The organism is Natrinema sp. 74, assembly GCF_046097095.1.
Lineage (GTDB): Archaea > Halobacteriota > Halobacteria > Halobacteriales > Natrialbaceae > Natrinema.
Window position 1 is genome coordinate 288,326 of sequence record NZ_CP175699.1, and the last position, 12,672, is coordinate 300,997.

Annotated in this window: 9 protein-coding genes; 2 read left to right on the forward strand and 7 right to left on the reverse strand. The window is 57.2% G+C overall.

All coding sequences use genetic code 11. The features are described from left to right. Window positions 1-51: 51 nt before the first annotated feature. The 3 genes from ACJ70B_RS19220 to ACJ70B_RS19230 all read right to left on the reverse strand — a co-directional run bounded on the left by ACJ70B_RS19220 (window position 52) and on the right by ACJ70B_RS19230 (window position 6,567). Window positions 52-1,035 carry a DNA-processing protein DprA gene (locus tag ACJ70B_RS19220; RefSeq protein WP_408960618.1) on the reverse strand — a complete coding sequence of 328 codons (984 nt, stop codon included), beginning with the start codon at window positions 1,033-1,035 and terminating at the stop codon, window positions 52-54. Further along, window positions 1,032-3,578 (reverse strand): DNA double-strand break repair protein Mre11, encoded by a 2,547-nt coding sequence (locus ACJ70B_RS19225; RefSeq protein WP_408960619.1) that lies wholly within the window; start codon window positions 3,576-3,578, stop codon window positions 1,032-1,034. The genes ACJ70B_RS19220 and ACJ70B_RS19225 overlap by 4 nt, the downstream gene beginning before the upstream one ends. Window positions 3,579-4,827: 1,249 nt before the next feature. Continuing rightward, the gene (locus ACJ70B_RS19230; RefSeq protein ID WP_408960620.1) at window positions 4,828-6,567 is read right to left on the reverse strand and encodes an alkaline phosphatase PhoX; all 1,740 of its coding nucleotides are present in this window, start codon (window positions 6,565-6,567) and stop codon (window positions 4,828-4,830) included. Window positions 6,568-6,970: 403 nt separating this feature from the next. Here ACJ70B_RS19230 and ACJ70B_RS19235 point away from each other — a divergent pair, with 403 nt between their 5' ends. Then, window positions 6,971-7,546, forward strand: coding sequence for a metal-dependent hydrolase (locus tag ACJ70B_RS19235; protein WP_408960621.1), 576 nt, complete (start codon window positions 6,971-6,973; stop codon window positions 7,544-7,546). Window positions 7,547-7,949: 403 nt separating this feature from the next. On the opposite strand, the gene ACJ70B_RS19240 is transcribed toward ACJ70B_RS19235, so the two are convergent. The 4 genes from ACJ70B_RS19240 to ACJ70B_RS19255 form a co-directional block, all read right to left on the reverse strand. Then, on the reverse strand, window positions 7,950-8,405 hold the full coding sequence (locus ACJ70B_RS19240; RefSeq protein ID WP_408960622.1) for a hypothetical protein: 456 nt from the start codon (window positions 8,403-8,405) through the stop codon (window positions 7,950-7,952). A 722-nt stretch (window positions 8,406-9,127) separates the two neighbouring features. Beyond that, window positions 9,128-10,345 (reverse strand): MFS transporter, encoded by a 1,218-nt coding sequence (locus ACJ70B_RS19245; protein WP_408960623.1) that lies wholly within the window; start codon window positions 10,343-10,345, stop codon window positions 9,128-9,130. Window positions 10,346-10,357: 12 nt separating this feature from the next. Continuing rightward, entirely contained in the window at window positions 10,358-10,774 is a 417-nt protein-coding gene (locus ACJ70B_RS19250) for a luciferase family protein (RefSeq protein ID WP_408960624.1), read from the reverse strand. 228 nt (window positions 10,775-11,002) lie between these two features. Continuing rightward, window positions 11,003-11,569 carry an FAD-dependent oxidoreductase gene (locus tag ACJ70B_RS19255; RefSeq protein ID WP_408960691.1) on the reverse strand — a complete coding sequence of 189 codons (567 nt, stop codon included), beginning with the start codon at window positions 11,567-11,569 and terminating at the stop codon, window positions 11,003-11,005. A gap of 141 nt (window positions 11,570-11,710) precedes the next feature. Between ACJ70B_RS19255 and ACJ70B_RS19260 the strand changes: the two genes are divergently transcribed. Next, on the forward strand, window positions 11,711-12,316 hold the full coding sequence (locus tag ACJ70B_RS19260) for a helix-turn-helix domain-containing protein (RefSeq protein ID WP_408960625.1): 606 nt from the start codon (window positions 11,711-11,713) through the stop codon (window positions 12,314-12,316). Window positions 12,317-12,672 lie beyond the last annotated feature (356 nt).

Below are 12,672 nucleotides of genomic sequence, written 5' to 3' on the forward strand. Positions count from 1 at the left end.
TGATATGTGACTGAGATTTGGCAGAACCCCACTGCTATCCAAGCAAAACGGCTATTGCTCGCCGCTATCGCTCCCCCAGTCAGCCAACGTTGCTTGCCCGGTATCGTCACCGCTGTGTTCCGTCTCAGTGGCCGGATTTGCGTCCGTGGAGCCCTCTCGTTGGTACCACTCGAGGATCTCCGTTGCCGTTTCGATCGCCAGTGGCGATCCGCTAGTTACAATTTCGGTAATCCCCTCGTACGGTCGGATATCAGGCGTCGACGTCGGAACGAACACTTGCCGCTCCTGTGCGGTTGCGTCGTCGTACTGAGACATCGTCCCTCCCGAGCCGTCAGTGGCCACGATAACCAGACCGGGGCTCAGTGCAGAGAGCGTTTTGTTCCGATCGAGGAATCCGGATCGCGTCGGCTCTGCGGTCGGGTGGCGGTGTGAGACGAGAACGCCACCGGCATCGACGATCTCCTCGAACAGTGGCTCGTTTTCTGCCGGGTATGGCGTCTCGACTCCCGTTCCTAGAACGACGATCGTCGATCCACCCGCCTCGAGTGCGCCCTCATGAGCCGCCGTGTCGGTACCCAGTGCACCTCCACTCACGATCGCGTATCCCTCGGCGGCGAGGTCTCGAGCGACTTCACGTGCCCACTCCTGACCGGTGGTGTTGGTTTCACGAGATCCGGAGAAGCTGACGGACCGCTGTTGGAGTAGCTCGGTGTTCCCCTTCGCATAGATGACGAGTGGCGAATGCTGGGCGGCGAGCGTAGCGGGATACCGATCGTCTTCGATTCCAATGACGTCGATCCCGTCGGCCTGGTGGCGTTCGAACTGCTGGCGCGTCTCCTCGATGGTCGGTTCGAGCGACTGCAAGCGGTCGTACGCTTCTGCATCGACGTAGTGGAACTCGGAAAACGCATCCCGAGGGCTATTGAGGAGGCCGTCGATGCTCTCGAACGTGCGATAGAGTTCCATCGCCCGCTTGTCACCGATGCCACCGATCTCGGTGAGGGCCACGAGCCCGGCGAGGTCGTCGAGGTTCATTTTTCTGTCCCCGCTACGATCTCGGAGACGTATCCGTCGGGTGATGTTACTTTTCTCGTCTCGATCGCTTCCCCCGGTGTGAATCCGAGCGTGAGAGCGAGAACGCGTCCCGCCCCGGCCTCACGGAGCGCATGGGCACCTGCGAGAAGTGAACTGCCGGTCGTACTCACGTCGTCGAGCAGGATCACTGTCTCACCGTCGAGTTTCGACCGGCAGTGAAGCGTCTGCGTGGGGTTCCGAACCGCTTCGAGTCGCTCCTCACGGGACTTTCCGCGCTGTCGCCCAACCGTTTCGGTCCGCTCCAAGAGCGGCGTGTACATGATGGACGTATCAAGAACAGCCTCCTGTGCGAGTTCGACCAAGGGTTCACTGAGCGAGGACGCCTCGTGGCTCGGAAAGACGCAGATGTAATCATACTCCCAGTAATCTTGGAGGAGACGTCGATTGACTAAGTCCTGTAGTCGGGGTAAGAAGAACTCGACCGGTTCTGACGATCCGGACTTCGCCAACTGCTGTAGTTGCTGGAAAAATAGTCCCGGCGGTCGGTACCAGTCGAGAGCGAACGCTGGCACCGATCGCCGTACTGGAGACTCCGACGGTGGCTCGATCCGCCCGAACAGGTGTGTCAGTTTCTCGTGGGTCCCCAGGAACGAATCGATTTCCTCCGGTGTCGTCGGTGTCGCCTCGACGACCGGCCCCTCGAGTTCCTCCACCGGGACCGAGTCGGAGAGCATATCGAGGTCTACCCTGTGTTCGGTATCGAGGTCGGCGAAGATCCGCCTGTAAAGGTCCGCCACGGGAATGGTCCTGTCGGTCGTGGCTCCCTCGGGATCCGTGGGGATCGACGGATAGGCCGGAAACTGATCTAGCATAGTCAGCGCTCCTTCGAGTTCGTCCAGGGAGGTGACGACTTCCGGGAGCGGATGCTCTCCCTGTGGCGGTACGGGTCGAACGAGCACTTCAGGTTTCTCGAAGCGTGCCCGTTCGCGCAGCCACTCCCGGGTCTCGAGTTGAAACGGTTCGACGTCGATTGTCCGATACTCGGTGATCCAGTTCCCATTGCCGAACGCCCGGCGATACGCAGTAGTGCTAAACGGGAGCCGAGACTGATGTTGCGGGCCGTAGCCGGCGAACGCGATGTCGGCCGATCCGAACGCGATACAGGCGTCCAACAGGACGTAGTACTGCACGAGCGGATCGGTCAAATCGTCCGGTTCGTGCGGGCTATCGGGAGAGAGGATAAACAGCTCGAGCACCTTCCGCATGCTACGAACCGATTCGTAGTATTCCGACAGGGCGTTTGCTTCCACGGCGACGCCGTCGTCCGTCACGACGCGCTGCTCGCCGTCGTCAGCCGAGCCCGAGCGATCCCGAGTACCGTCGTCGTCCCGTTCGGCTGTCGGCGTCCCGGTTCGCTGTACCGCCGCCTCGAGGATGACCTGTGCCCGCCGGTCTCGAATTCCGTCGATCGAGCGTAGTTCGTCGAGCGGTGTCTCGACCAGTTCGTCGACTGTCGCGATGCCGGCCTGCTCGAGCGTGTATCCCGTCATTGGACCGAGACCGGAGACGGAATACAGCCCGTTCCCACGAGCCATATCGCCGACGTACTGGCTGAGAATACGAAGAGCTTCATCCCGTGTCGCTCCGCGCTCGGCGAGCGCATCGAGCGTCTGCTCGACTTGCTCCTCGTCCAAATCCGAGTGCGACAGAATCGACTCTCGAGTCGGCGCCACCGACGGATCGTCCGCCAGACTCGGGCGGCCAGTCGTCTCCTTCGGGGCGTCCTCCCCTGTCCGGCCGACGTCGGCCGGCATGAGAGTTGCATCGTCTCCGGTGGCCGGAATATCAACGCCAGCCAACAGTCCGTACAGCGGCCACACGCTCGCGAACGTCTCGCAAACCCGGCCTACGATCGCTGGATCATCTCGAACGTCGGCGAACGTCAGATCGGCCGTGAGGAGAACGCCGTCGGAGCAATCCGCACCTACTTCCCGTACCGTTTCTGGTGTGGGTGCACGAAGAATTCGATCGCCAACGTGGAGAACGTGGTTCTCGTGGTCCGCGAGATGAGCCGCGATCTCGTCGGCATGTCGCTGGAGACGACTCGTGAATTCCTCGAGAACCGACTCCGTAACCCAGGGTCCGAGATACACGCCGCAGAGCACGTCACGGTCGAAGAATCCCCGCTTGTCGCCGCCGTCGAGGCCGAACTCGAGCTGGAGTCCCTTCGTCCGACCACCGATCTCCCGGTACTGTTCGTGAGCCAGTGAGAGCCACATCGCTTGCGTCCCTTCCTGCGTGGAGGTGCTCGCCTCGAGGGCCGGAGATCCGTCGGCTCCGCCCCAGGTAAAGTCGTCGAACCACTCGTGACCCGAAAACGTCCGCTCGACGATCTCGAGCACGCGTTGCCCCTTCCGTTCGAGGTCGGGTAGTCGGTCACTCCCATCGGCGTCCCCACAGAGTTGCCGAATGTCCTTCTCGGAAAACGTCACTGACGCACCGGTGGACGAAATCGACTCTCGAGATCCCTCTGACGTGGTCATACAGACAGTCTCTGAGAAATTAATATAACGTTGATGGGCACGACGGCGACGGAAATCGACCGCTCGCTGTGAGGGCGATACGGACGTCGGCGAGGTGATGCAAGCGTTCGGAACGACTAGCACGGAGGACACCGACCAAGAGGAATGTGTTCACTGCGGGCCGAGACAGAATTCGATCACTATCAATCCCAAAGCCCTGTCAAAGAGTAGTCTTTTACGGCGCGGTGCTGCACGCCCGGAAACCGATGACGGCCGCCGAAATCGTTGAACAGGCGGACTGCTTGGGGGAGTCGGTACGGACACATCTCTCTTTCTACGCCGACCTCGGCATCGGTATCCATCACGAGGGGCGGCCTGTCCGATACGAACACAATGACGACTACTTCGAGTGGCAGCACATGAACGAGTTGGCACAAGAACACACCATCGAGGAATTGCAGACTCGAGTGTCAGAACTAACCGACACGATCGAAACGTACCGTGACGAATACGGTGTCGACTTTCCCGCCGAAGTCGACGTCCTCGGATTCGACACTGAGATGGGTGACGGCGTGTACGTGAATCCCAGCGATTGGGCACCGTCACATTGCGCTTTCCGTGTCTGCACGTCGCGTCGTCGAAGCAGGAAGCCCCTGCCTCAAGGAGCCAGCGTTAGCTGGCGAGTAGGCAGGGGTAGTTCACACCGTTGCGCTGTACTTCCAACGTCGGCAGGAATGGTAGCTCTCCCAACTATATAGAAATCATATCAATTATTAATAACGTTAACATCATCTGCCTGTCTTGAATGCCCTCCATTAGCCGACGGATGCTCCTTGCCAGTGCGGGCGTGACACTCTCTGTCACCAGCGGATGTACTGCTTCGGGGTCACCCCCAACAGTCAACAAAAAATCTGATCCACATTGGGTGAAAATGTATCCGGGTGACCGTAACGAGACTCACCACGTTGCTATCACGATCACAAACCAGAAGGGGATCCCTTTTCGAGAAGGAATACCACCTCTCAGACAGTAATGAGGCTGACGAGGATGCGACGTTTCCAGCATCAACCAAACCCGAAACCATCGTCGTGACCGTTGACGGAACTCGATTTGAACGCGACTGGCCGGGCTTCGAGCAACCGGCACTCCCTTGTGATGGCTCGAATGAGGTGGGTATCGAGGTATACGTCGAAAACACTCAAAACGACAAACCAGACATTCGATTCGAAGCAGACTGTCAGTCGATTATGGGAGAGTAAATCAGAGTGAGTTACTGCTGGCCGGGGTTTAGAATCCACATCATGTTCGGCCGGTGGAGGTCGGAGTCCTCACCGATGATGACACGACCGTCCCGCATCACCAGCAGATTGTCAGGGTTCGCGATGGTGTTCTCGGGATCAATCTCTTGGCGCGAGAACGTGCCTTTCATCTTCTGCATCCCCGCGCCGACAATGCCGTTCTCGTCCTGCTTCGTCGGGTTGAACTCACAGTCCTGACAGACCGTGCTTTTCGAGTTCGGTGCGGCGTCATATGGACAACCGCCACAGACGTTCGCATTGGGACCACCAGTCACGACGGGTTCCATCTTGTGGACGTTATACCGGCCGTCTAAACGCATCCGATAAATTGCGCCGTAATTGTTCCCTTTCAGTTGGAGGTCACCCTCCTGGTCGGCCATCGTTTCGTTTACCTCCGACATCGCCATGTAGAGGAAGTCACCCGGCTGCGCGTCCCGTTTGATATTGACGCCCTCCATCTTGCGGAACTCGTCGGTCGCGCCAACGGCAGCAGCCGCTGCACGCGATTCGAGGAATGCCGCACGGTCGTCCGCTGCGTTCCCGTTCGCCCAGCGCTGGATCTCGTCGTCAGTGACGTAGTCAGGATCAGTCGAGGGGTCCTGATCGTCGTACTCTGCAATCCACTGTTCGACCTGCTTGTCGGTCGTGTGGGCGAGTTCGATCCAGTCGAGGCTGAAGCCGACATCCGCAGGATTGTACCCGCGTTCCTGTCTCGCCCGGGCGGCGTATAGCGTCCCCGACGAGAGATCGCCGGGTTCGTCAGCGACGAACTTGAAGAAGACGGTACCCGTCCCGTCGTCGCTCATGTAGACCGTCTGCTGGTCCGGCATCACGACGGAGTTTTCGTGAGAGAACCGTCCCATCGAGTATCGTTTCACTGGGGTCGGCTCGTCGGCGGTCGGGTCCTCTATCTCGACAATGTAGCCGTATCGGTACGGGTTCCCGGAGTAGCCAAGGTACTCCTCAAAGCTTTCCTCTGGGTTTCCGTACCCGGTTTTCTTGGGGTGGAACCACGTGTATGCGTCTGGTTCGTATTCCTCGGATGTAAGCGGCGTTCCCCACGGGGAGACAGTGCCGAAGCAGTTATTCCACGTCCCCTCGACAGGGCGGAAGTCAAGATTGCGCTTTTCGTGGACCGTCCACTTCCCCTGGTTCCGCGACTGACTGATGTGTATTCGGCTGACCATGCCGGGCTGAGTCTCCCAGTTCGTGAAGAGATAGCCTTCGTTCGACTCGTCGTCGGTGGGGACAAACCCGTTAAAATCCGGATTTGCGCCCGTCGTCATCGGTTCACCGTCGGCATTATACGGGACACCCAGTTTCTTCCCGTTCACGGTCTCGTCGCCACCCTCGGCGAGGACTTGGTAGTCCCCAGCGGCCGTCTTAACGCGGGTCGCGGGCCCCTTCGGTGGTTGGACACTCGAGAAATCTGCAGGGAGATCATTCATATCGACGCCAGTGACAGCGCCGACGGCCCCAGGGAGGTATCCCTCTGCAACGCTGTCACCCTCTGCAGTGGAAGGGTGCTGGACATTGAAGAAGAGTTGGCCGTCCTCCGAGAGAAACATACCAGTAAACTCCGCACCTGCGACCGTCGTTGCGAAGCGATTGAGCGTCGGTTCGTCTGGGCCGTGGTGCTCATCGTGGGTCTCGTGACCGTTTCCCCGTCCGGGGTTCGCAGCCGCACTCCCGCTCAGGGCGACTACAAGCATCGATGCAAGCGTATCTCGCCGGGTTACTGGGTCGCGCATTGCAAGTGAATGGGAATTGAAGCAGAGGTTTGATTCGTGCTATTTTTGATACATAGGTATGACACTCACGAAAAGTACCATTTAGAGAACTCCTATGAGATATGCTCTCATAGGAGTGGTTAATAACAGCGATAGTCATCAATCCTTCCCCAGACTAGTGCGAGAATCGATCTAATGTCGGCTGAAATGAACGATGGAGAGTTGCTGTGTACGTGTTACTGGGTTCCATCCGCAGAAGTCCTCTGGCTAGAATTGCGAAACCCCAAGAAATGTCTGAACCTGCGGTATCGGGTGAGTGGCTTGCCGTGAGGTTAAGAGTGAGAGGACACTATCTGGAACAAAGAGGGGGGTTAGGGACTGGACTATGATGACGCCGAACCACGCGACGGCTGGGTTGCTCCTCGCGCTGACGGCCACTAGGTGGCACCCCGAACTACTGAGTGTCGTCGCAGTCACCGCCTTCATCGGCGGCGTAGTTCCGGACCTTGATACGAAGCTCGAACACCGGAAGACACTCCACTACCCGGCATACTACAGCATATTCACAGGCTTGTTTCTCTTGGCAGCCACCGTCGTCGGCGCGCAAGTACTCGTGGTTGGGACGTATTTCTTTGCAGCGGCCACCCTCCATTGTTACACCGACCTCTTCGTCGATGTTGAGAAGACCAGCGACGAACCTGACGGCGACGGCATTATCTTCGTCCATCCCATAGACCGGTGGGTCGGGCCCGTGATGCTCGTCAGGTATGCGGGCAGTCCGGAGGACCTGCTCGTCGGCCTGCTTCTCGCCGTCCTGCCCCTCCTAAAGTACGAGGGCATCCCCTTCGCGCTCACCGTTATCGCGGTGGCTTGGAGCGTCCTCTACTTCGGAGAGCGACAGTACCGGCGGCATATGACGGAGACATCCGATCCCTCAGAGATGAGGCTCCCCGGAGAGTGAAGACCTCCGTCAGGCTTGCCCAACTCACACTTTGTATTTAGCTGAAAGTAGGCGCTAAGCCCCCTTCCTCAGCGAGCGCCGACCGAACGGGAGGCGCGAGCAGGGTGGGGATACAGCGACTACTTTCAGCTAATCAAGTGCCCACACCCCATCGTGTCCAGTGTCTTCTCACAATCTGCGAACTGAACTGAACTGCACTGCACCCACCCCACTACGTCCAGTGTCTCGGATAGCTCGAGAGTAGCAGGACACCCCATCGTGTCCAGTGTCTACTCGGACGACTACCCCAGTTTGTCCAGTGTCTCAGACTCCTCGAGAGTAGCAGGACACCCCACTCTGTCCAGTGTCCAAATCACCAGCAGTCGGCAGAATACACCCCATTGTGTCCAGTGTCTTTCGAGTGTCAGAGGTCCTGATCAAGACGCTGCTGAACGGCGTCGGTTACCCCCACCATGTCTACTGTCTCGTCGAGAGCTTCGAGTAGGAGATCGGGATTTGTGTCGAGAGCGTACTCGTAGTACCGACCACCCGATTCACCTCTGTTCCGCTCTGTACGACTTGCAATGCCTAACATCGAAAGCTCGCCGAGATGGTCACGCATCCGTCGGGGAACAAGTGGGTCAACTGCAGCTCGGCCACAGATAATTTCGTACCGATCCTGCACGTCACGCGCCCGAATCGGTGTCTCTCCCTCTTCGTGTAACATCAGGAGGGCATACAGGACGAGATGCCCCTGCTGAGTGAGACCAGCAACGCCGTCGACGATCCGACTCCGCTCGAGGGATTCTCGAGCCTGGTCGACGTGGTCGACGGTTACCTGCGTGGCGTCCTGTTCAACAGCCACGTCCCCTGCTTCCATAAGCGGGCGATCCGTTCGCTATCGCCGGTCCAGTCGATACGCTCGAGATAATCCACGAGTTCGGTTTGTAACGCTTCGGACAACATACAAACGAGGTTGGCGGAGGTCACCTTCAGTTTCTCCGGGATATTTCCGAATTCCGATAGTTCCAATCACTTGTGGATCGTTTCTCGGGTAGTTCATTGGTAAACGTTGCGAACTGCTCAAGAGGCAGTTATTGCTCTAAACGAGTGTAGGACACAATCAATAAATTGACACCAAGTACGATAGGTACCTATTGTAACATGGTGGACTGACTCACATCCCTGACGTTGCCTACATGACTACTACTCAGAAAAACCAGACGACTATTCCGCAGTATTTCTGGGATCAATGCACTAAGGAAGGCCATCTTCTACGAGGTTGGTGAGCGGAGTATCGTCGAGCCGGGACTGTTGATCGAAGAGTTCACAGTTTCGGGGGATGACCCAGATCCGGGTTGATGGTCTAGGATGCCACGCTGGATACCCGTCGTTGATCGTGTCGATCAAGCGGTCGAGACGCTCAAAAGCAGTGACGATATCAGTAGTATATAGATCATTTCGGATGTCGATACCAAATTGATACGACTCATAGAGATATCTCATTCGAAAGCTGTCACTAGGATACATTCTGCTTGAACTGATGCTTCGCTGTGGTGATGTGGAATACGGGCATCCTTCAGTCGAGTACTCCCTCAGTGCCTAGCTGCTCGTCGGCTCCGAATCCAACTCCGTCGGTGGTGTGGCGTACACCGCCGCAAGAGTGAATGTAACTGCGCCACCCGCCAGTATCACGCCGACGCTGAGAAACGTCATACTGAGCCCGATTGTCTCGCTCACCGGGCGTATCACGATCGGTGATAGGAACTGTCCGAAGAAAATAGCGCTCGTCAGCCCGCTAAGAGCCCGGCCGCGAACGGTTTCCGGCGTAATCGCCGCGATCCACGTGTTGAGGTTCGGGAGGATGACCCCAATGCCAGCACCGACGAGAACCAGTCCAGCGACGACTCCAAGAAATGTCTGACTCACCCCGATGACGATGAATCCAATACTCATGAAGGAAAACATAAGTGCGACAATTGCAATCACACTCACAACAGTTCGAATACGTCCATAGAGCAACGATACCACCCCACCGGTGAATGTCGACGCTGTCAATGCAACGCCGACTAGTGTCGCGCTCGCCCCCGTCTGTGCTTCGAGATAGAACGGTACCTGAACAGGTATCATGTAGAAAATAATCTGGCTGACAAGCGCGAGCGCGAAAATGAGCGCGAGCGACCCCAGCGGAAATCGAACAAGTGTCAAATGAAGTTCGTCGATGCTCGTCGCGCGATCCCCGGTTGGTTTATGACGGTCGGGCTCCGGCAACGCAAATACCATTAGAGGCAGAAGGAGGGATGCAGTCGCGTAGACGAGGAAGGGAACGCGCCAACTGATTTCGGCGAGCACACCTGCAAGCGGCAATAACACGACACCACCGAACGACATGAACGCTCCCTGCCTCCCAAGAACCGTCTCACGGCGGTCCTCTTCGTAGTAGTCGGTGATCAGCGCCGTCACCGTTACCATCACACCCGCGACGGCTAATCCCATTATAGCCCGCCCGGCGAGAATCGCAACCAACGAATCAAGCACGAACCCCGAACTACCGGCTATCGCGTAGATTACTGTCGAGCCGAGTAACAACCACCGGCGGCCATACCGATCAGCGAGTGACCCGATGATGGGCGCTCCTACCGCAATGAACAGTCCATGCATTGTGAGTACGAGTCCAACGAGAATCGAGGCGTTCGGTGTCGTTGCGAATTCCCGCTGAATAGCAGGCAACGTAGGAGCGATCGTCGCGCCCGCCATGATGGTCAGCATGCTGGCAAGCAACAGCGTCGCTTGGGCGATCCGCGGACGCGGAATGGCCATTTCACTATTCATTCATGTCCTCAGATCACTGAACATGTGCTCTAGTGCGTCGCTCATGTCCAGCTTAGCGAGTGCCGCGTCGATCTCGATCGCGTCTCCCGCGGGATGTTCTTCCTCGCGCTTTTGCAACGCGAGCAGGTGGTACAGGTACGAGACGCGCAGGAGCCAAACTGCTCCATCAACATCTTGGTCAGAGCGGATGCGATAGGAGATCCACCCGGAGTCAGGTAAGACGTGGTGTTTTTGGGCTCGTCCCTCTTCAATGAGGACGTCACGGATGCGCTTGGCGAACGGTATATCGACAAGCTGGCCATGATGAACGTGGCCAATCTCTCGACCATCGAGGATGAATTCACGCCCCCCTCCTCGCTCGTGCGATTTGACCGTGACACCGGGCCAGTCACTGATGATGGATTCGATCTGGTTCATGGGAGTTTCTTGGTTCTGATGTGGGACTCAATTTTTCGAGTGGGAGCGCCAGTGACTCTCAGCCCCGAAGGCTCATGCTCCATTGCAGCGAATTTATGGGCCTCTTCGAGGGTGTGTCGGGGGTTCTCACGACAGACCGTCCGCTCAGCACCTTGCGGTGATCTAGCCGACGAACACGGGCGTGAACCGTTCGCAGACAGATAGGGAACAATTGTGAACTGGAGCGGATCACTTGGCGTCCGCGGGCACGTCAAAGTCATGGAAGTGATCACCTCGTTCCTTCGTGAGAATGTTGAGCGCGGCCGCCGCGCCATCGCCCGCTGCGATGATCGCTTCCCATTCCTCGGCGCGCACCATCGCACCCGTCGCGTAGGCGTCTGTAACGCTCGTTTCCATCGTCACATCTACGTCCACAATACCGTTTTCGTCGAGAACACAGCCAAGCTTCTCGGCGAGGTCACGTTTTGCACCCGTAGCCAGCACCACGTAATCAGCCACATACTCGTCCTGATCAGTCGTGAGAACGAACCCGTCTGTTACGCTTTCGACGGCTGTTACTAGTTCGCCCTGTTTTCTTCTCGTGCCGAATTCGTCAACTTGTACGCGGCCCGTTTCCACGAACGCAGAGCCATCCACGCTCTTGATGCCGAGGTAATTGAACAAGTGTGCTTTGTGCATCCACGTTTCATCTGTGTCGAACAGGACCGTGTCGAGGTTATTCTTCGCGCTGAGCAGTGCGGTGCTCAGTCCTGCTGGGCCTCCCCCAACTATGGCGACGTCAGTCGTCTTTGACATACATAACTTGTGGACGAGTGTCGTCGTGGAATTGATTGTGAACTTGTTCATGTGTTTAAGAGGGGCTCCGACCAATCATTGAGTACTGTGCCTCGTATACAACTGAAGTTCGATGCTGCGGCGTGCGAAGATCCGCTCGCCATGATCTCGACTGAACTTCCCGACGAAGAGTTCACGATATTATCGAGTCATCCCGTGGACGAAGGGATACTCGGACTCGTAGAAATAGAAACGTCGGACGCCACCACGGTCATCCAGCACTTCGACGGTGCAATGGAGATGTCTTATGAGGTGTTACATACCAATGAGCAGATAGTACTGATCCAGTACATGATTCCAGAAACGGAATCAAACCGCGCACTTCGCGCATCAGGGAATCTCCCCACATTTCCCGCCCACTTGCAGGACGGGTGGTTATCTGCCGAACATACTGCCTCTTTCGAGCGATTATCGGAACTTCCAGCCGAGTTAGCCGCTGCCGACATCCCGTACCAGATCCAGACAATAGCACAGACACACGCTCTGAGCAGATTGCTTACAGATCGCCAACAGGAGTGTATTGTCGAAGCGGTCAAGCACGGCTACTATGATAGTCCCCGACAGTGTACACTCACCGAGCTTGCAGACACTTTCAATGTCAATAAATCGGCTGTGAGTGGGGTACTCCACCGCGCAGAAGGCCGAATCATCAAGGAGTTCGTTGCAGAGTTAACTCGAAAATCAGGTCAGGACACAGAGCAAGAATAGGCCCCGTCTTGAGTAATACAGTTTAATTCGGCCGACGTGCTTCGTTTCTTAACTCGCCACACATCGCTCTAGGTTGAATACTCCGGTAATCGCCGATCTAATGGGGCTTTCACACTTTCCAAATTCACAGCCCCCGTTATGAAAGAAAGGCACGCATCATTTCTATCCTCCGAGGTTGTGAAGAGTTCGAGGGAACACGTCCAACCTGGATGAAATCTATACTGACGCTGACTAACAGCCGAAAGCCCCTGGGACGCTCGAGTCCCGCGCCTAGCGAGACGCACGCGTCTCGTTGTCCTTCGCTGTGCTCCTTGCAGGCTACGGTGCTTGCGTCGGCGGGGTTCCTCGAACGGCGT